16 protein-coding genes are annotated in these 20,125 nt (G+C 67.4%); 15 read left to right on the forward strand and 1 reads right to left on the reverse strand.

Translation table 11 applies throughout. From position 1 onward, the window contains the following. Positions 1 to 20 precede the first annotated feature (20 nt). The 9 genes from GRI99_RS05475 (at position 21) to GRI99_RS05515 (ending at position 12,105) form a co-directional block, all read left to right on the forward strand. The gene (locus GRI99_RS05475; protein WP_160771038.1) at positions 21 to 923 is read left to right on the forward strand and encodes an ABC transporter permease; all 903 of its coding nucleotides are present in this window, start codon (positions 21 to 23) and stop codon (positions 921 to 923) included. Further along, on the forward strand, positions 920 to 1,783 hold the full coding sequence (locus GRI99_RS05480) for an ABC transporter permease (RefSeq protein WP_337192875.1): 864 nt from the start codon (positions 920 to 922) through the stop codon (positions 1,781 to 1,783). Before GRI99_RS05475 ends, GRI99_RS05480 begins: the two co-directional genes overlap by 4 nt. 6 nt (positions 1,784 to 1,789) lie before the next feature. Beyond that, positions 1,790 to 2,914, forward strand: coding sequence for an ABC transporter ATP-binding protein (locus tag GRI99_RS05485; protein WP_160771039.1), 1,125 nt, complete (start codon positions 1,790 to 1,792; stop codon positions 2,912 to 2,914). Between the two features lie 110 nt (positions 2,915 to 3,024). Further along, complete coding sequence (locus GRI99_RS05490; protein WP_160771040.1) at positions 3,025 to 4,455, forward strand: gamma-aminobutyraldehyde dehydrogenase; 1,431 nt, start codon at positions 3,025 to 3,027, stop codon at positions 4,453 to 4,455. A gap of 1 nt (position 4,456) precedes the next feature. Beyond that, positions 4,457 to 5,200 carry a gamma-glutamyl-gamma-aminobutyrate hydrolase family protein gene (locus GRI99_RS05495; RefSeq protein WP_160771041.1) on the forward strand — a complete coding sequence of 248 codons (744 nt, stop codon included), beginning with the start codon at positions 4,457 to 4,459 and terminating at the stop codon, positions 5,198 to 5,200. Positions 5,201 to 5,307: 107 nt separating this feature from the next. Further along, complete coding sequence (locus GRI99_RS05500; RefSeq protein WP_160771042.1) at positions 5,308 to 6,681, forward strand: aspartate aminotransferase family protein; 1,374 nt, start codon at positions 5,308 to 5,310, stop codon at positions 6,679 to 6,681. Between the two features lies 1 nt (position 6,682). Continuing rightward, positions 6,683 to 8,170 carry a CoA-acylating methylmalonate-semialdehyde dehydrogenase gene (locus GRI99_RS05505; RefSeq protein ID WP_160771043.1) on the forward strand — a complete coding sequence of 496 codons (1,488 nt, stop codon included), beginning with the start codon at positions 6,683 to 6,685 and terminating at the stop codon, positions 8,168 to 8,170. Between the two features lie 120 nt (positions 8,171 to 8,290). Beyond that, the gene (locus GRI99_RS05510) at positions 8,291 to 10,102 is read left to right on the forward strand and encodes a DEAD/DEAH box helicase (RefSeq protein WP_160771044.1); all 1,812 of its coding nucleotides are present in this window, start codon (positions 8,291 to 8,293) and stop codon (positions 10,100 to 10,102) included. A gap of 32 nt (positions 10,103 to 10,134) precedes the next feature. Then, positions 10,135 to 12,105: a glycoside hydrolase family 3 protein gene (locus GRI99_RS05515; protein WP_160771045.1), complete on the forward strand. Its 1,971-nt coding sequence runs from the start codon at positions 10,135 to 10,137 to the stop codon at positions 12,103 to 12,105. Between the two features lie 100 nt (positions 12,106 to 12,205). Here the strand turns inward: GRI99_RS05515 and GRI99_RS05520 are convergent, their stop codons facing one another. Then, a complete protein-coding gene (locus tag GRI99_RS05520; protein WP_160771046.1) occupies positions 12,206 to 13,642 on the reverse strand; it encodes an aldehyde dehydrogenase family protein in 1,437 nt (478 codons plus the stop codon). A 148-nt stretch (positions 13,643 to 13,790) separates the two neighbouring features. On the opposite strand from GRI99_RS05520, the gene GRI99_RS05525 reads away from it, so the two are divergent. The 6 genes from GRI99_RS05525 to GRI99_RS05550 all read left to right on the forward strand — a co-directional run bounded on the left by GRI99_RS05525 (position 13,791) and on the right by GRI99_RS05550 (position 20,125). Next, positions 13,791 to 14,288, forward strand: a complete 498-nt coding sequence (locus GRI99_RS05525; RefSeq protein ID WP_160771047.1) for a cupin domain-containing protein — start codon at positions 13,791 to 13,793, stop codon at positions 14,286 to 14,288. A 3-nt stretch (positions 14,289 to 14,291) separates the two neighbouring features. Continuing rightward, positions 14,292 to 15,281, forward strand: a complete 990-nt coding sequence (locus GRI99_RS05530; protein ID WP_160771048.1) for a hydroxyquinol 1,2-dioxygenase — start codon at positions 14,292 to 14,294, stop codon at positions 15,279 to 15,281. 32 nt (positions 15,282 to 15,313) lie between these two features. Continuing rightward, entirely contained in the window at positions 15,314 to 15,946 is a 633-nt protein-coding gene (locus tag GRI99_RS05535; protein WP_160771049.1) for a TetR family transcriptional regulator C-terminal domain-containing protein, read from the forward strand. Positions 15,947 to 16,146: 200 nt separating this feature from the next. Then, positions 16,147 to 17,613, forward strand: coding sequence for a thymidine phosphorylase family protein (locus GRI99_RS05540; RefSeq protein ID WP_237438161.1), 1,467 nt, complete (start codon positions 16,147 to 16,149; stop codon positions 17,611 to 17,613). Continuing rightward, entirely contained in the window at positions 17,610 to 18,518 is a 909-nt protein-coding gene (locus GRI99_RS05545; protein WP_160771051.1) for a ribose-phosphate diphosphokinase, read from the forward strand. Before GRI99_RS05540 ends, GRI99_RS05545 begins: the two co-directional genes overlap by 4 nt. Then, a complete protein-coding gene (locus GRI99_RS05550) occupies positions 18,515 to 20,125 on the forward strand; it encodes an MBL fold metallo-hydrolase (protein WP_160771052.1) in 1,611 nt (536 codons plus the stop codon). The genes GRI99_RS05545 and GRI99_RS05550 overlap by 4 nt, the downstream gene beginning before the upstream one ends.

Consider the following 20,125-nt stretch of genomic DNA (forward strand, 5'->3'; position numbering starts at 1 on the left):
AAAAGGCTACGGGGGCACAGATGGAGAGCTGGCGCAATGCCAAGGCGCTGTTCGCCGGGGTGGGCTTCCCCCCGGCGGCTTGGCTGTTGGTGTTCTTCGTCGTGCCCCTGGGTGTGGTCTGGCTGTACAGCTTCGGCACCAACACCAGCCTGACCGAGATCGAGATTTCGGGCACGTTCTCAAACTATGCCCGCGCGCTCGACCCGCTGTACCTGGGAATCCTGTGGAAGAGCGTGCTGGTGGCGGCGGCCACCACGGTCATCTGCATCGTGGTGGGCTTTCCCGTGGCGCTGGCCATCGTCTTTGCGCCGGACCGGTGGAAGCCGTGGATGCTGCTGGCGATCATGCTGCCGTTCTGGACCAACCTGTTGATCCGCACCTATGCCCTGATCGCCGTGCTGCGGCGCGAAGGCTATGCCAACCAGGCGATCGGCTGGCTGCATGACAGCCTGGGCGCGCTGGCCCCTCTGGTTGGCCTGCCGCAGCCGGGCGCCTATGAGCCGATGGAGCTGCTGTACAACAACTTCGCGGTGATCTTCGGGCTGGTCTACGTCCACCTGCCCTTCATGGTGCTGCCGCTCTATGCCGCGCTCGACAAGCTGGACAAGAGCCTGATCGAAGCCAGCCTTGACCTTGGTGCAGGCCACCTGCGCACCCTGCTGCTGATCGTGGCCCCGCTGGCCGCGCCGGGGATCGTTTCCGGGGTGATCATCACTTTCGTGCCCGCGCTGGGCGCCTACCTGACGCCCGACCTGCTGGGCGGGCCGGACAGCCAGATGATCGCCAACGTGATCGAACGCCAGTTCAAGCGTGCGAATGACTGGCCCTTCGGCGCGGCCCTGTCCTTCATCCTGATGTATGCCACCTTCATCGCCATTGCCTTCCAGGCGATGAAGAACCGCCAGGCGGAGGCGCGGCAGTGATCGCGCTGTTCGCTCGCTTCGGGAGGGGGCGCACCCCCGTCGCCCCGCTGGAATACACCCGCCGCTGGTGGATGCGCGGCTGGGTGGGGCTGGTGCTGCTGTTCCTCTACCTGCCGCTGATCACCCTTATCGCGTTCAGCTTCAATGACAGCCGCCGCAACATCGTGTGGCGCGGCTTCACGCTGGATTATTACGACAAGGCGCTGAACAACACATCGCTGATGGAGGCGTTGCTCAATTCGCTGACCATCGCCGCCCTGGCAACGGCGGTCAGCGTGGTGCTGGGATCGCTGGCGGCGCTGTGGCTGTGGCGCTTCCGCTTTCCGTTCAAGGCGGGCGCCGAAGGGGTGATGGCGCTGCCCATCGTAGTGCCGGAAATCTGCATGGGCGTGGCCATGCTGGTGTTCTTCGCCAGGATCGGTTTCCCGACCGACCTGGTCTGGCCGTTCAACCTGGGGGCGATCACCATTGCCCACATCACCTTCTGCTTCCCCTTCGTGACCATGGTGGTGCGCAGCCGCCTGACCAGCTTCAACCGCGAGGAGGAGGAGGCGGCGAAGGACCTTGGCGCCAGCGAATGGCAGGCCCTGCGCGATGTGCTGATCCCGCACATGATGCCCGGCATCGTGGCCGGGGCGCTGCTGGCCTTCACCCTCAGCCTCGACGATTTCGTGATCACCTTCTTCACCAGCGGTCCCAACACCATCACCTTCCCGGTGAAGATCTATTCGATGGTCCGCTTCTCGGTCACGCCGGAGGTGAACGCGGCATCGGCCATGGTCATCGCCATCACCGTCATCCTCACCACCGTGGCTTTGAAACTGCAGAGCCGCTCCGGCATTTCCGCGCAAGGGCACTGATCGCACATGGCCGAAAACCCGATCATCGAGATCCGCAACGTCTGCAAGCGCTTCGGCCAGGTGACGGCGGTGGACAACGTGTCGCTCAACATCATGCCGGGTGAATTCTTCGTGCTGCTGGGGCCGTCAGGCTGCGGCAAGACCACCTTGCTGCGGATGATCGCGGGCTTCGAACTGCCGACCGAAGGGCAGATCCTGATCGACGGGCAGGACATGGCCCGCGTGCCGCCCAACAAGCGGCCGGTGAACATGGTGTTCCAGTCCTATGCCGTGTTCCCGCACATGAGCGTGGCAGACAACGTGGGCTATGGCCTGAAGATCGCCGGCGTGGGCGGCGCCGAGCGCGAGAGCCGGGTGCGCGAGGCGCTGGAACTGGTGAAGCTGGACGGCTTCGGGGCGCGCAAGCCCAACCAGCTATCGGGCGGCCAGCGGCAGCGCGTGGCGCTGGCCCGTTCGCTGGTCATGCGGCCCAAGGTGCTGCTGCTGGACGAGCCGCTGAGCGCGCTGGATGCCAAGCTGCGGGCGCAAATGCAGTTCGAGCTGGCGGATTTGCAGGACCAGGTGGGCATCACCTTCATCACCGTGACCCATGACCAGGACGAGGCGCTGTCCATGGCCGGCCGCATCGCCGTGATGAACAAGGGCGAGGTGGCACAACTGGCCAGCCCGTCGGATCTCTACGAGTTTCCCGCCAACCGCTTCGTGGCCGATTTCGTGGGCTCGGTGAACCTCTTCGAAGGCAAGCTGACGCTGGACGAGCCGGACCGGGCGGCGGTCGATTGCCCGGGGCTGGGCAAGGTCTACCTGAACCACGGCGTCACCGGCCCGCACGGGGCCGATGTGTGGGTGGCGATCCGGCCGGAGAAGATCCAGCTCCACGTGCCGGGGGAAGGCAAGGCCATCCGCGGCGCGGCGGAAGATGCGCCGGAGGGCCACAACTTCGCGCGCGGCACGATCAAGGGCATGAGCTACCTGGGCGATATCACCCTGTTCGAGATCAGGTTGGAAAGCGGGGCCATGCTGCGCGTCAGCCGCCCCAACATGTCACGCCGCGACCAGGAGGATTTCACCTGGGACGACAAGGTGTCCATGCACTGGCGGGCGGATAGTCCGGTGGTGCTGCTTTCCTGACAAAACCGGGGCATCGCCCAAACCGATAGCTCCCGCTTTCCATTTCCTGTTTCCCCCAAGTCCCCGCAAAGCCTAGCTTTCCGCCATCACCAGCCGGAGCGGATTTCGCCATGTTTTCCACGCACAGCCAGTTCATCGCCGGCCAGTTCAGCAATGGCGATGACGCGCCGGAGCCGGTGTTCAACCCCGCCACCGGGGCCCAGCTTGCCTCGCTCAATGCGGCCAGCCGCGCGCAGGTGAACGCGGCGGTGGCTGCGGCAGAAGAGGCCTTTGCCGTGTGGGCGGCGATGACGCCCGCCGAGCGCAGCCGCCTGATGCTGAAGATCGCCGACCGGATCGAGCAACTGGCCGACGATTTCGCCCAGCTCGAGATGGTCAATTGCGGCAAGCCGCTGGGCACGGCCAAGGCCGTTGACGTGGGCAACACGGTGGACGTGTTCCGCTTCTATGCCGGGGCCGCGCGCACCGCGCCGGGCATTCCGGCGGGCGAATACCGCAAGGGCCACACCTCCATGCTGCGGCGCGATCCACTGGGCGTGTGCGTGGGCATCGCCCCGTGGAACTATCCGCTGATGATGGCCAGCTGGAAGATCGCCCCGGTGATCGCGGCGGGCAACACCGTGGTGCTTAAGCCCAGCGAGCATACCCCGCTGACCGCGCTGAAGCTGGCCGAGGTCTGTGCCGAGTTCCTGCCGCCCGGCGTGGTCAACGTGGTCACCGGCCCCGGTGCCAGCGTGGGCGCGCAGCTTGTCGCCCACCCGCGCGTTCGCATGGTCAGCCTGACCGGCGACGTGGCCACGGGCCGCAAGATCCTGGAAGCCGTGGCCCCCACCATCAAGCGCACGCACTTCGAACTGGGCGGCAAGGCCCCGGTGATCGTGCTGGAGGATGCCGACATTGCCGCCGCGGTGGAGGCGATTGCGGAAGGCGGATACTACAACGCCGGGCAGGATTGCACCGCCGCCTGCCGCGTCTATGCCCATGCTAAGGTGCACGACCGGCTGGTGGCCGACCTGGCCAGCGCGGTTTCCGCCATCCCGATGGGCGATCCTGCCGCGCCCGGCACCCAGCTTGGCCCCCTGATCACCCAGCGCCAGCGTGACCGGGTGGATGGCTTCGTGGCCCGCGCCATTGCCGATACAAAGGCGGAGCTGGTCACCGGCGGGCAGGCGGGCGAGGGCCCGGGCTATTTCTACCAGCCCACCCTCATCGCCGGGGCGCAGCATCATGACGAGATCGTGCAGAAGGAAGTGTTCGGCCCGGTGGTTTCGGTCACCCGGTTCGAGGAAGACGAGCAGGCGCTGAACTGGGCCAACGATTCCGACTATGGCCTGGCCTCCAGCGTGTGGACGCGCGACGTGGGCCGCGCCACCCGCTTCGCCGCGCAGCTCCAGTATGGCGTGACGTGGATCAACACCCATTCGGTGAACGCCACCGAGATGCCGCATGGCGGGGTGAAGAGTTCCGGCTATGGCTCGGACCTGTCGATCTACAGCCTGGAGCATTACATGGTTACCCGCCACGTGATGATAAAGCATTGAGATGAGTGACAAGCGCCGCCCTGTCCTTGGCATTATCGCCTGCCAGCGGCGGGTGGGGATTGAGCCTGCGCAGACGGTGATCGAGCGCTATATCCGCCCCACCATGCGCTATGCCGATGTGGCCGCGCTGATCGTGCCCAGCCTGCCGGACCTGATGGGCGTTGCCGAAGTGGCCCCGCTGCTGGATGGCGTGCTGCTGACGGGCAGCCCCAGCAATGTCGCGCCCGAGCGGTATGGCGAGGAGGCGGGTGAAGGCCCCTTCGATCCGGGCCGCGACGACATCGCCATGGGGCTGGTCGATGCCATGACCCGTGCGGGCAAGCCGGTGTTCGGCATCTGCCGGGGGTTCCAGGAAATCAACGTGGCGCTGGGCGGCACCCTGCGGCGCGATACTTCGGCCAGCGATGACCTGCTGCGCCACCACGCGCCCGATGACGTTGAATTCAACGCCATGTTCGATCACCTGCACCCCGTGGAACTGATCCCCGGCGGGGTGCTGGCGCAGGCCTTCGGCAAGGACCGCATCACCGTCAATTCGGTCCATTTCCAGGGCGTGGGGCGGCTGGCCGATGGGCTGGCCGTGGAAGCCACCGCTCCCGATGGCCTGGTGGAAGCCTATTCCACCCATATCGGCAAGGCCCCGGTGATCGCCGTCCAGTGGCACCCCGAATGGGGCACCGAGGACAACGAGGACAGCCAGGCCTTCTTCCGCCTGCTGGGCCGCACCTTGCGGGGGGAAGGGTGATGCCGATAACCCGCAACAACCGCTTCCTCGCGCGGATCGGATTCTCCCCCTGACCATTGGGGACTTTCCGCCGCCTGCCCCGATACTCTTGCCCGAAAGACCCAACCATGCCCCGCAACTACGAGATCGCCGAACTCAAGCGCCTGGACGTGGCGCACCACCTGCCCGCGCAGCAGGACTACAAGCTGATCGAGGACATGGGCGGCAGCCGCATCGTCACCCATGCCGAAGGCTGCTACATCCACGATGGCGACGGCAACCGCATCCTTGATGGCATGGCCGGCCTGTGGTGCGTCAACGTGGGCTATGGCCGCGACGAGCTGGTGGAAGTGGCCGCCGAGCAGATGCGCGAACTGCCGTTCTACAACACCTTCTTCAAGACGGTGACACCGCCCACCGTGCTGCTGGCGCAGAAGATCGCCCAGCACACCGGCGGCAAGCTGCAGCACGTGTTCTTCAACGCCAGCGGATCGGAAGCGAACGACACCGTTTTCCGCATGGTGCGCCACTACTGGAAGCTGAAGGGCGAGCCGAAGCGGACCGTCTTCATCAGCCGCTGGAACGCCTATCACGGCAGCACCGTGGCGGGCGTATCGCTGGGCGGTATGAAGGCGATGCATGCGCAGGGTGACCTGCCCGTGCCCGGTGTGGAGCACGTGCGCCAGCCCTACTGGTTCGGCGAGGGCTTCGGGCAGGATCCGGTGCAGTTCGGCAAGGATTGCGCCGCCGCCATCGAGGAACGGATCCTGGCCGTGGGGCCGGAAAACGTCGCCGCCTTCATCGGCGAGCCGGTGCAGGGTGCAGGCGGGGTCATCATCCCGCCGCCGGGATACTGGCAGGAAGTGGAGGCGATCTGCCGCAAGTACGGCATCCTGCTGGTAGCGGACGAGGTGATCTGCGGGTTCGGCCGCACGGGCCAGTGGTTCGGCCACCAGACCTATGGCTTCACGCCGGACCTGGTGCCAATGGCCAAGGGCCTGTCCAGCGGCTACCTGCCGATCAGCGCCACCGCCGTTTCCAGTGACATTGTGGAGGTGCTGAAGACCGGCGGCGATTTCGTTCACGGCTTTACCTATTCCGGCCATCCGGTGGCCGCCGCCGTGGCCCTGGCCAACATCGGCATCATCGAGCGCGAAGGGCTGGTGGAGCGGACCCGCGAGGATACCGGGCCGTACCTGGCCCGCGCGCTCACCCGCCTGCTGGCGCACGAACTGGTGGGCGAGGTGCGATCCATCGGCCTGCTGGGGGCGGTCGAAATCGTGAGCAAGAAGGGCACCAACCAGCGCTGGCTGGGGGCGGAAGGCAATGCCGGCCCCGTGGTGCGCGACCTGTGCATCAAGAACGGCCTGATGGTGCGCGGCATCCGCGATACCATCGTGATGTGCCCGCCGCTGATCATCAGCCACCAGCAGATCGACGACATGGTGGACATCATCGGCAAGTCCCTGGACGAAGCGCTGCCCGTGCTGCGGGCGCTGTGAGATGATCGGGCACTGGATCGACGGCGCGGCTGCGGCGGGCATCGGCCGTTTCACCCCGGTGTTCAACCCGGCCACCGGGGAACAGAGCGGCACGGTGGCGCTGGCCTCCGCCGCCGAGGTGGCAGGGGCCGTGCGCGCCGCCGCCGCCGCCTTTCCCGCCTGGGCGGCCACCCCGCCGCTGGCGCGGGCGCGCATCCTGAACCGCTTCCTGCGGCTGGTGGAGGAGCGGGCGGACCAGTTGGCCGCCGTGATCACGGCAGAACACGGCAAGGTCCTGTCCGACGCGAAGGGCGAGGTGCAGCGCGGGCTGGAGGTGATAGAATTCGCCACCGGCATCCCGCATCTCCTCAAGGGCGAGATGAGCCCCCAGGTTGGCCGCGGGGTGGACAGCCATGACCTGCGCCAGCCGCTGGGCGTGGTGGCCGGGATCACCCCGTTCAATTTCCCCGCCATGGTGCCGCTGTGGATGTTCCCGGTGGCGCTGGCCTGCGGCAACTGCTTCGTCCTCAAGCCCAGCGAGCGCGATCCATCCGCCAGCCTGCTGCTGGCCGCATGGCTGGCCGAGGCCGGCTTGCCCGCCGGCGTGTTCAGCGTGGTGCAGGGGGACAAGGAAGCAGTGGATGCGCTGCTCACCGATCCGCACGTGCAGGCGGTCAGCTTCGTCGGATCCACCCCGATTGCCCGCTACATCTACGAAACAGCAGCCAGGAACGGCAAGCGCTGCCAGGCGCTGGGCGGGGCCAAGAACCACATGGTCATCATGCCCGATGCCGACCTGGACCAGGCGGCCGATGCGCTGATGGGCGCGGCCTATGGCTCTGCCGGAGAACGCTGCATGGCCATCTCCGTAGCCGTGCCGGTGGGCGAGGCGACGGCCGATGCCCTGATCGCCCGGCTGGCCCCGCGCGTGCGGGCGCTGAAGGTGGGGCCGGGCACCGACCCCGAGGCCGAGATGGGCCCGCTGGTCACCGCCGCCCATCGTGACAAGGTGCGCGGCTATATCGACCAGGGCGTGGCCCAAGGGGCCGAACTGGTGGTGGACGGGCGCGGGCTGGAACTGCAAGGTTACGAAGGCGGCTATTTCATCGGCGGCACCCTGTTCGACCGGGTCACGCCGGAGATGGCAATCTACCGCGAGGAGATTTTCGGCCCGGTCCTGTCGGTGGTTCGCAGCGCCGATTTCGACAGCGCGCTGCAACTGGTGAACGACCACGAATTCGGCAACGGCACATCGCTGTTCACCCGCGACGGCGATGCCGCGCGCGAATTCGCCGCCCGGGTGCAGGCCGGTATGGTGGGGATCAACGTGCCGATCCCGGTGCCGATGGCCTTCCACAGCTTCGGCGGCTGGAAGGCCAGCCTGTTTGGTGACCATCACATGCATGGCATGGAAGGGGTGCGGTTCTATACCCGCCTCAAGACCGTCACCAGCCGCTGGCCCACCGGGATCAGGGCGGGGGCGGAATTCACCATGCCCACGATGGGATAGCGGCTCACCCGAGCAGAACCCTTGTGCTGCAAGTGCGAAAGGCGTAAGGGGCCGCCAATCCGCGCGCCTGCCGCCGCTTTGCCGCTGCCCTTCGCGCCCCCTCCTGTTCAGGCGTTTTCCATGTCGTTCCCCACCCCGTTCCCCATGCTGGCCGAAGCGCTGGCCACCCGCGGCTATGCTGCCCCCACTCCCGTGCAGGCCGAAGTCCTCACCCCCGAGGCAGAGGGGCGCGACCTGATCGTTTCGGCGCAGACCGGCAGTGGCAAGACGGTGGCCTTCGGCCTGGCGCTGGCGCCGCAGGTGCTGGATGCCAATGGCATCGCCCGCCCCGCGATGGCCCCGCTGGCGCTGGTAATCGCCCCTACGCGCGAACTGGCCTTGCAGGTCAGCCTCGAACTGGCCTGGCTGTTTGCCGCCACCGGCCTGAAGGTGGCCACCTGCGTGGGCGGGATGGACGCCAGCAAGGAACGGCGTGCGCTGTCGCACGGCCCGCAGATCGTGGTCGGCACCCCCGGCCGCCTGCGCGACCATCTGGAGCGCGGCGCACTGGTGCTGTCGGACATTGCCGTGGCGGTGCTGGATGAGGCGGACGAGATGCTCGACATGGGCTTCCGCGAGGACCTGGAGGAACTGCTCGACGCCACGCCGCAGGACCGCCGCACGCTGCTGTTCTCGGCCACGCTGCCGCACTCGATCGTTGCCCTGGCCCGGCGCTACCAGCGCGATGCCCTGCGCATCTCCACGGTTGAGAGCGGGCGCGGGCATGGCGATATCGAATACCAGGCGATCGCCGTGGCCCCGGCCGATATCGAGCATGCGGTGATCAACCTGCTGCGCTTTCACGAGGCGGAAACGGCCATGCTGTTTTGCGCGACCCGTGACAACGTGCGCCACCTCCACGCCAGCCTGACCGAGCGCGGCTTTGCCGCCGTGGCCCTGTCTGGCGAGCACAGCCAGAACGAGCGCAACCACGCCCTTCAGGCCCTGCGTGACCGGCGCGCCCGCGTGTGCGTGGCGACCGACGTGGCCGCACGCGGGATCGACCTGCCCAGCCTGTCGCTGGTGGTCCACGTGGAAGTGCCGCGCGATCCCGAAGTGCTCCAACACCGTTCGGGCCGCACGGGCCGGGCGGGCAAGAAGGGCACGGCGATCCTGCTGGTGCCCTATCCGCGCCGCAAGCGGGTGGAATACCTGCTGCGCGATGCCAAGGTGAATGCCGAGTGGGTCAAGGCCCCCAGCGCCGCCGATATCCGCGCGGCCGACAACACGCGGATGCTGGCAGACCTGCTGGCCCCGGTGGAAGCCGACGAGGCCGACCGCGAACTGGCGGCCCGCCTGCTGGCCGAGAAGAGCGCCGAGGATATCGCCATCGCGCTGGTGCGCGCCCACCGCAGCCGCCTGCCCGAGCCGGAAGAACTGCTGGCCACCGATGCGCCCCCGCCCAAGGGGCCGCGCGCCGGGTTTGAGGGCAGCCAGTGGTTCCGCCTGAACCTGGGCCGCCGGCAGAACGCCGATCCGCGCTGGATCCTGCCGCTGCTGTGCCGCAAGGGCCATGTCAGCCGCACCGATATCGGCGCGATCCGCCTGGCCGGGAACGAAACGCTGTTCGAGATCGCCGCCCATGCCGCGCCGGGCTTCCTCGATGCGGTGAACCGCACGGCGGGCGAGGATGACGACGGGGTGGAGATCACCCGCGTCGATGGCCCGCCCCGCGCCGAGGCCCGCCAGAACCGCAAGGAATATCGCGGCAACGACCAGCAGCAGCGCCCCGGCGGCTTCGTCAAGCCGCACGGTGCCAAGCCGCCGTTCAAGGGCAAGCCGGGCTTCAAGGGCAAGCCCCATGGCGATGGCCCGCGTGGTGATGGCCCGCGGGGCGATGGCGGCAAGCCGTTCCACAAGAAGGCACCGTGGAAGGCCAAACCCAAGGGTTGACCCGGGCGGCTCGACGAAGGCACAGCGGGGGGATGATTAGAACCCCGCTTCGCATCGCCCTGCTGTCCTCCCTGGCCACCCTGGCCGCTTGCGCCACGGTGCCTTCGGCTCCCGTCGCGCAACTGCCGCTGGCCAGCCGCGCGGTGCCGCTGGTCAACGCTGACGGCCTGCAATTCCGCGACCTTGACCGCAATGGCGCGCTGACGCCCTATGAGGACTGGCGCCTTTCGCCCGAAGCGCGCGCGGCGGACCTGCTGGCCCGCATGACCCTGGCCGAAAAGGCGGGGCAGATGGTGGTCGGCAACCTGCCCGGCAACACCCCGCCGTGGCAACCGGCGACCGGCTATGGCGAAGACGGGGTGCGGACGATGATCCGCGACAACCACGTCACCTCTGCCGTCTCGCGCCTGTCGGTACCCGCGCGGCCCCTGCTGGCGGCCAACAACCACCTGCAGGAAATTGCCGAGGAGGGTCGGCTGGGTATCCCCTTCCTGGTCACCACCGATCCGCGCCACGGCTTTACCGAACTGGTCGGTGCCAGCACCACCGGCGGGCAGTTCAGCCAGTGGCCCAACGGGGTGGGGCTTGCAGCACTGGCCGATCCCGTGGTTACCCGCCGCTATGCCGAACTGGTAGCGGAAGACTTGCGCGCCACCGGCTTTGCCATGCTGCTCGGCCCGCAAATCGACCTGGCGAGCGAGCCGCGCTGGCCGCGCAATTTCGATACCCTGGGTGAAGATGCGGAAGTGTCCGCCAGCCTGGCCGAAGCCTTCGTTACCGGCCTGCAGGGCGGGGCGGACGGGATCGCTCCGGGCGGGGTGGCCGCCGTGGTCAAGCACTTTGCCGGCTATGGCGCATCTAGCAACGGGTTTGACGCGCACAATTACTATGGCCGCCATGCCCGCGTGACAGCTGCCGAATGGCCCGCGCAGGTGCGCCCGTTCGAGGGGGCCTTCCGCGCCCGTCCCAGCAGCGTGATGCCTGCCTATCCGATCATCCAGGAACTCACCATCAACGGCGCGGCGGTGGAGCAGGTGGGCGCTGGCTACAGCCGCCACGTGATGGTGGACGAGCTGCGCGAACGGCTGGGCTTTACCGGCGTCACCCTGTCGGACTGGGCGATCACCAACGATTGCAGCCAGGTGTGCCGCGATGGCGTGCCGGCGGGGCAGATGCCAGACTGGTCCTCGATCTCCACCGCCTGGGGCGTGGAGGAGCTGACCCGGCCGCAACGTTTCGCCAAGGCGATCGCGGTGGGCATGGACCAGTTCGGCGGGGTGGACGACCCCGCACCGCTGGTTGCAGCGGTGGAGCAGGGCCTGGTGAGCGAGGCGCAGGTGGATGCGGCAGTCACCCGCATCCTGGTCCGTTCGTTCGAACTGGGCCTGTTCGATGCCCCCTTCGTGGACGAGGCGCTGGCCGATACGGTGGGCACGCCGGAGGAAGTGGCATGGGGCCTGCGCGTGCAGGCCCAATCCAGCGTGCTGCTGGAGGCGGATCGCCCCCTGAACCTGGCCCCCGGCACCCGTATCCTGCTGTCCGGCGTCAGCGAGGAAGCGGCGCGCGCCGCAGGGCTGGTGCCGGTGAGCGATCCGGCCGAGGCACAGGCGGCGATCCTGCGGACCCGGTCACCGTCCGAGATGCTCCACCCGGGCTATCCCTTCGGAGCCATGCACCAGGAAGGCAGCCTGGCTTTTCCCGCCGATCACCCGGCGCGCCAGTTCATCGATGGCCTGCCTGCCGGCCTGCCGCTTTACGCCGCCGTGCAGCTTGACCGGCCGGCGATCCTGACGCCCGTAAAGGCGCGGGCCAACGTGCTGCTGGCCACCTTCGGCACCGGCGATGCCGCACTGTTGCAGGTGCTGACCGGCACCGAGGAGCCCAAGGGGCGCCTGCCGTTCGAACTGCCCAGCAGCATGGCGGCGGTGGAAGCGCAGAGCCCCGGCACGGCCGCAGACAGCGCAGACCCGCTTTACCGGCTGGGCTACCGGCTGGAGCGGTAACCTCTCATTTCGTCATTGCGAGGCCAAAGGCCGAAGCAATCCAGGGCAGTTTACGCGATCCTGGATTGCTTCGCTGCGCTTGCAATGACGAAACAGGAACTCAATACCCCAGCATCGCCTTGGTCTCGAGGTATTCCTCCACCCCATAAACCCCGTATTCACGCCCGTTGCCGCTCTGGCGATAGCCGCCGAATGGGGCATAGCCGGACCAGGCCGGGAAGTTGATGTGCACCTGCCCAGCGCGGATGCGGTGGGCGAAGGCGCGGGCATTGTCGATGCTGGCGGACTGCACGTGGCTGCTGAGGCCATAGACCGTGGCATTGGCGATCCGCTCGGCATCGTCGAGGTCGGTATAGGGCATGATTACCACCACCGGGCCGAAGATTTCTTCCTGCGCCACCCGCATGTCCGTGGTCACGGCGGAGAAGATGGTGGGCTTCGCATAATAGCCCCTGGTGAGGCCCTCGGGCCGGCCCGGGCCGCCGCAGATCAACTTCGCGCCCTCGGCAATCCCGGCCTCGATCAGGCCCTGCACCTTGGTGAACTGCGGGCCGTTGGCCAGCGGCCCCAGCACCGATGCTTCATCCAGCGGATCGCCCACCACGATGGCGTTGGCGGCATCGGCGGCCAGTTGCTCAACTTCTGCCAGCCGGTCCGCGGGCACCAGGATGCGGGTTGGCGCGGCGCACGACTGGCCGCAGTTGCGCATGGCGCCCATCACCGCCTTGGGGATGGAGCCGGCAAAGTCGGCATCGGGCAGGAACACGTTGGGGCTCTTGCCCCCCAGCTCCTGCACCACGCGCTTGATCGTGCCCGCCGCACCTTGCGCCACCAGCACGCCCGCGCGGGTGGAGCCGGTGAAGGACACCATGTCCACGTCCGGGTGGCCGCTCATCGCATTGCCCACAACGTCACCCGTGCCATTGACCAGGTTGAACACGCCCGCCGGGCAACCGGCTTCGTGCATCACTTCGGCAAACAGCATGGCGGAGAAGGGGGACAGCTCGCTGGGCTTCAGCACCACGGTGCAGCCCGCCGCGATGGCCGGTGCGACCTTCGCGGTAATCTGGTACAGCGGCCAGTTCCACGGCGTGATCGCGGCGACCACGCCAATCGGCTCGCGCCGGATGGTGATCGGTGCGCCGGGGTTCGGCTCCAGCAGGTGCTGGAACCGGAAGGTCTTGAGCACCTCGATCGCCACGCGCACATGCTCCACGCCGAAATAGACCTGGCCCGCGCGGGCAAAGCCGATCTGCGCGCCCATCTCGGTCACGATCGCCTGGGCGAATTCCTCGGTGCGGGCTTCCAGCCCTTCACGCACCCGCTCCAGCAGGGCCATCCGCTCCTCGGGTGAGGTCTTGCTGAAGCTGGCAAAGGCCCGCTTCGCCGCCGCCACGGCAAGGTCCACATCATCCGCGCTGCCCGCCGCCACCTGGCCGAATACCTCTTCGGTCGCCGGGTTCACCACCGGCAGCAGCGGGGCATTGGGGCGGTCGGTAAACTGGCCGTCGATGTAGAAGCGGGTATCGGTCTGCACGGGGTATCTCTCCTCTTGGTTGGGCTTTCCTGCGCGCCGCCCGTCATGCGGTCAAGGGCCCAGCCAAAGCCATTGCGGAATGTGACGACGCAGTGTTAGCTTGCCTGTCACGAGGCCGCCGAAGCGGCCCGCCGGGAGAGAGATACGCATGGCCTACAAGACCCGCACCGGTTCGCTGGCGTCCTATGAAAAGGGCGTGATCGAGCTGGATGACGACCTTCGCAAATACGCCTTTTCCAACGTGTTCGAGGTGGCCGGCAAGTCCGCCCCCTATGAACGCGTGGCCGTGGTGCAGAACCTGGAATACGTGGCCGAGGTTGTCCGCGCCGAGGGAGACAGCCCCTGGTATGCCGCCCCGCATGACGAATTCGCCATCGTGATGGATGGGGAAGTCACCTTCCGCTTCGTGCAGTTGCAGGATGACCAGGTGCCTGGCCACGAGGGCGGTGCGATCCGCCTGGGGGCGGAGCCCAACGGCCCGCGCATGGGCCGCGTCACGGCGCGCAAGGGCCACCAGGTGCTGCTGCCCAAGGGGGCGGCCTACCAGCTTTCCAGCGCCAGGCCCTCGGTCGCCATTATCCAGACGGTGGACGGGCCGGAGACGGTGAAGAAGTGGAACGACATCTGCGTGCTGAAGGAGGCCTGAGACATGACCGTGCTTGATGCAAAAGTGGAGCGTCTGGAAACCGACGAGGCCACCGGCTACACCGCTTTCCGCCTGGGCAGCTTCACCTTCCGGCGGGACGAGTATTTCGCCCATATCTCATGGCCCAAGGGCAACCACATCATCGAGATCGACCGCTTCCTGCGCGCCACCGTGCGCGATATCGGCTGGGGGTTCTTCTACGGCTGGATCTTCTTCGATGACGTGTTCGGCACCACCAACCACTATGGCACGGTGGACGTCTTCGCCGGCAGCTATGACAAGGGCTGCAAGGACGCCGGGATCGACCATCTGGAGACCTTCACAGCCGAAGCGGTGAGCGAGGCCTTCACCGCGATCAGCCAGGACTGGATCAGCCAGGGGTATGACCCGCTCAACGCCCCGCTGGAAACCGGCACGCCGATCGGCCCCAAGGGTCCGGAGCGGACCGACCCGCTGCTGCGCGCCTTCATCGCGGCCGACCGGATGCTGGGCCTGCCGGGTGACAAGCCGGTGCGGTCCGATGCCAGCGGCTTCCCGGTCAACCGCGCCTTCGCCGACCTGGATTTCGACCTGCCCGACGTGGAGTGCGAACCCGGCTTCGAAGGCCAGTTGCACGCGATCAACCTGTTCGACCATATCGCCCGCAGCGACGTGACGTGGAACCCGTCGATCAGCGCCGTCACCCGGGCCAACATCTGCTGCGTCACATCCGAGGAGCACATGCTGCCGGTGATCCACGGCAACGACCGGAACGAGTGGTTCATCCAGCTGTCCGACGAGATCCACTGGAACATCGCCGACAAGAACAGCGGCGCACCGCGCGGGCGGATCGTGATGAAGGCGGGCGACGTGTGCGCCATGCCGGCCGACATCCGCCACCAGGGCTTTGCGCCCAAGCGCTCGATGCTGATGGTGATGGAAAACGGCACGCCGGGGCTGGAACAGCGCTATGCCAGCGGCGAGCTGAAGCCCTATCCGGTGGATTTCGGCTGACACGGCGGTCTCCCGCCGCCAGAAGGGCGTGCATGGGACGAGCGAACTTCGTGCGCGAGGATGCCGATACCAGGCGGCAGAGCCTGATCGCGGCATGTGCGGCCTGCCTGGCTGAGGAAGGGGCGCGGGGCGTTTCGGTGCGCTCGATCTGTCGCCGGGCGGGAGTCTCTGCCGGGCTGCTGACGCACTACTTCGCCGGGATCGACGAGCTGATCCTGGCAACCTATCGCGACACCACCCGCAAGGTGACCGAGGCCACCGATGCCGCCGTCGCCGCCGCGGGCAGCGATCCGCGCGCGCGGTTAAAGGCCTATGTCACCGCCAGCCTGCGCCCGCCGCTACTTGATCCGCAACTGCTCGCCACCTGGCTGGCCTTCTGGAGCATGATGACTTCCAACGTGGCCGTGGCCCAGGTCCACGGCGAAACCTACGGCGAGTTCCGCCGCGGGCTGGAGGATCTGCTGCGCGAATGCTGCGGGGGCAGGCAAGGTGTCGATGACCTGCGTCTGGCCGCCATCGGCATCACCGCCCTGGTGGACGGGCTGTGGCTGGAACTGTGCCTGGACCAGCGTGGCCCTTTCACGTCGGAAGAAGCGGAGAAGCTGGCACAGGTCCAGCTCGATGCCCTGCTGGCACGCGAAGGCTGGGCCGGGCAGACCGGATAAATGGACACTTTGGTAAGTTGGTCATTGCGCTGGCGGTTGTCGCAATACACAGATCACTGGACTAACACGCAAGCCCGGGTCGTGAATCCTGCCGGCTGGAATGACCGGTTGCGGACTGTCTGCCAGGCAGGGTAATCTCGCTGGGCCGGCGCGGTCCGTCCCGGCAACATGGGGGAACGCCATTGCCAGTCATCAGGCGATTGCCGATCGACACCCATCCCGAAAACACCGCTTTCCTGCTGCGGCGCGGAAATGGCTATTCGGCCGAGCAGTTCCAGGCGCTGCGCAAGATCCGGGTCACCGGCACGGGATGCGAGATCCTGGCCACGCTGGCGCTGGTCGATGACGAAGCGATCATCGGCGCGGGCGAGATCGGCCTGGGCGAACAGGCCTTCAGGCGGCTGGGCCTGCCGGAAGGGGCGGAAGTGGCAATCGCCCAGGCCCGCCCGCCGGCAAGCCTTGAATTAGTCCGCCGCAAGATCGAGGGCGAGACGCTGGGTGAGGCGGAGATTGCCGCCATTGTGGCAGACATTGCCGGGCACCTCTATTCGCCAATGGAAATCGCGGCCTTCCTGGTGGCCTGTGCCGGCTTCATGAGCACGCCGGAAACCCTGGCCCTGACGAAGGCCATGGTGGAGGTGGGTAATCACCTGCACTGGGATTCGCCGCTGGTGGTGGACAAGCACTGCATCGGCGGGATTCCCGGCAATCGGACTTCCATGATCGTGGTGCCGATCGTGGCGGCGCACGGCCTGATCTGCCCCAAGACTTCCTCGCGCGCGATCACCTCGCCCTGCGGCACGGCGGACGTGATGGAAGTGCTGGCAGAGGTGGACCTGGGCGAAGACAAGCTGGCCGACGTGGTGGCGCGGGAAAGCGCGGTGCTGGCCTGGGGCGGGCGGGTCAACCTGTCGCCTGCCGATGACGTGCTGATCTCGGTCGAGCGGCCCCTGCGGCTCGATACCTTCGAACAGATGGTCGCCTCGATCATCTCGAAGAAGGTTGCTGCCGGGTCCACCCACCTGGTGATCGATATCCCGGTTGGACCCACGGCCAAGGTGCGCAGCCAGGACGATGCGGTGCGGCTTCGCAAGCTGTTCGAATATGTCGCCCGCCACATGGGCCTGGTGACCACTATCGTGTTCTCCGACGGATCGCAACCGGTAGGGCGCGGGGTGGGGCCGGTGCTGGAGGCGCGTGACGTGATGGCCGTGCTGCGCAATGAACCCGATGCTCCGGCCGACCTGCGCGACCATGCGCTGATGCTGGCGGGGCATGTGCTGGACTTCGATCCCGCGATCGAAGGCGGAAGCGGCTATGCGCGGGCGGCGGAACTGCTCGCCTCTGGCGCGGCGCTGGCCAAGATGGAGGCGCTGATCAGCGCCCAGGGCCGCAACCCGGTCAAGCCGGTGCCGGGCAAACACCATTACGATGTGGTGGCCCCAGCTTCCGGGCGGATCGCGGCGATCGATTGCGAACGGATTGCGCGCATTGCCCGGTCTGCCGGGGCGCCGCTGGACAAGGGGGCGGGGATCGACCTGCTGCACAAGGTCGGCGCGCCGGTCCGCCAGGGCGAGGCGCTGTTTCGCATCCACGCCAACTCGCAGACCGGGCTTGGTTTTGCCTGCGAACTGGCGGCCGAGGCGAGCGGCTATACCATCGCATGACGCGCGCGGCGCTTCACGCCTTTGCAGATGGCGTCGGCCCGGCGGCGGATCTGGCACGGGCGCTGGGGGCCGCCTTCGCGCCCATCAGCCTGCACCGCTTCCCCGATGGCGAGAGCCTGGTGCAGGTTAACCCGGCCCAGGCGGGAGGCTGCGCGCTCCTTTACTGCTCGCTAAACGATCCCAATGCCAGGCTGGTCGAACTGCTGCTGGCTGCGTCCGCCTTGCGGGATAGCGGGGCCACGCGCGTGATGCTGGTGGCGCCCTATCTTGGCTACATGCGGCAGGACATGGCTTTTGCGCCGGGGCAGGCGGTCAGCCAGCGGGTGGTGGGCAGCCTGCTGGCGGCGCATTTCGACGGCTTGTTGACCGTTGATCCGCACCTGCACCGCATTGCCGCGCTGGATGAGGTGATGCCGGGGATCGACGCCATCAGCGTGTCTGTCGCCAGCGTGCTGGCCGCAGTCCTGGGCCTTCCCACGGATACGGTGCTGGCCGGACCGGATGCAGAATCGCGCCAGTGGGTCGAGAAGATTGCCCGCCCGTTCGGGCTGCCCTTTGTGATGGGCTCCAAGCAGCGCCACGGTGACCGCGCCGTCACCGTCACCTTCGATCAGCCTGGCATCGTGCGCGAGTGCCGCGTGGTGCTGGTGGATGATGTCATCTCCAGCGGCACCACGCTGGCGCGCGCAGCCGAAGCGCTGCTGGCGGCAGGGGCCAGCTCGGTCGAGGTTCTGGCGACGCATTGCCTGGCCAGCGAGGATGACCTTGCCCGCCTGGCGGCCGCCGGGATCACCCGGATCAGGGCCACCGATTCGGTCGCCGGCCCGGTGGCGACCATTCCGCTGGCGGCACTCCTGGCAGACGCCGTCCGCCAGGCCCGCTGGATTGAAGGAACCATGTCATGACCAGTAACCCCATAAGGCTGTCGTTCCACGGCGCGGCGAAGACCGTGACCGGATCGTGTATGGAATTCACCCACGGATCGCGCCGGGTACTGGTCGATTGCGGGATGTTCCAGGGATCGCGCACGCTGGAACGGCTGAACCTGGAACCGTTCGCCTTCGATCCGCGCAAGGTGGATGCGGTGATCGTGACCCACGCGCATATCGATCACAGCGGCCTGCTGCCCAAGCTGGCGGCGCAGGGCTATTCCGGGCCGGTCTGGTGCACGCCGCCCACCCGCGACCTGCTGGAACACATGCTGGCCGATGCCGGCCGCCTGCAGGAAGGCGAGGCCGAGCGGCACAACCGCCGCCGGGACCGGGCAGGCGAGGAACCGTTCGAGCCGCTCTATACTGCCGAAGACGCCAGGACCGCCTTCGAGCTGTGTCGCATCGTCGATCTGGGCGGGACCTTCGAACCGGCTCCCGGTTTCCGTGCCCGCCTGTGGAATGCCGGGCACATCCTTGGCTCCGCCTCGGTCGAGCTGGAGGCGGGCGGGGTCAGCGTGCTGTGTTCGGGTGATCTGGGGCCGGACAACAAGGCCTTCCAGCGCGATCCGGAGGGGCGATCGGGCTATGACCACGTCATCTGCGAGAGCACCTATGGCGACCGCCAGCGCGAGCAGGTGACCATCACCGAACGCCGCCTGCTGCTGCAAGCGGAAGTGGAAGCGGCCCTGCTGCGCGGGGGCAACCTGGTGATCCCGGTCTTTGCGCTGGAGCGGACGCAGGAACTGCTGCTGGACCTGGGGCACCTGCTTTCCAGCGGGGCGATCCCCGATGTGCCGGTGTTTATCGATTCCCCGCTGGCGATCCGCACCACGGGGGTCTTTGCCCGCTATGCCGTGGACCTGGAAGATACCGCGGCCAGCAATGTCTTCTCGCATCCGTCGTTTCACTATGTGACCGATGTGGCCGGATCGGTGGCGCTCAATGCCATGTCCGGCGCGATCATCATGGCGGCTTCGGGGATGTGCGAGGGCGGACGCATCCGCCACCACCTGTTGCACAACCTGCACCGGCGCGATTCCACGGTGCTGTTCGTGGGCTTCCAGGCGCAGGGCTCGCTGGGGCGGGTCATCATGGAGGGGGCGGAACGCGTGCGGATCAGCGGCGAGGACGTGCGCGTGCGGGCGCAGATCCGCGCGATCCAGAGCTATTCCGCCCATGCCGACCAGGGCGAACTGCTTGACTGGATTGCCGACCGGATGCCGATCGCGGGCAGCCTGTTCCTCGATCACGGCGAGGCCGACGCGCAGGAAACGATGCGCCGGGAGCTGCAACGCCGCCATCCGGATCTGGAGGTGCGCATTCCCGAGATCGGCGAGGAGTACATCCTGCCGCCGGGCGAACCAGCCATGCGCAGCGCCACGGGCCGCGTGGACCTGGATGCGGCGCTGGGGCGCGACTGGCAGAACGATTACGCGGCTTTTGCCACATCGTTGAAGCAGAACCTTGCCCGGCTGGAAAACGACCGCGAGCGCGAGAAGGCGCTGGCCCAGATGCAGCAGGTGCTCGATTCCTATGCGGCGCACAGGGAGCGGCGGGCGCGCCGGTCGCGCCAGCACTGA

The sequence above is a fragment of the Alteraurantiacibacter buctensis genome (genome assembly GCF_009827655.1).
In the GTDB taxonomy this organism is placed as follows: Bacteria; Pseudomonadota; Alphaproteobacteria; order Sphingomonadales; family Sphingomonadaceae; genus Alteraurantiacibacter; species Alteraurantiacibacter buctensis.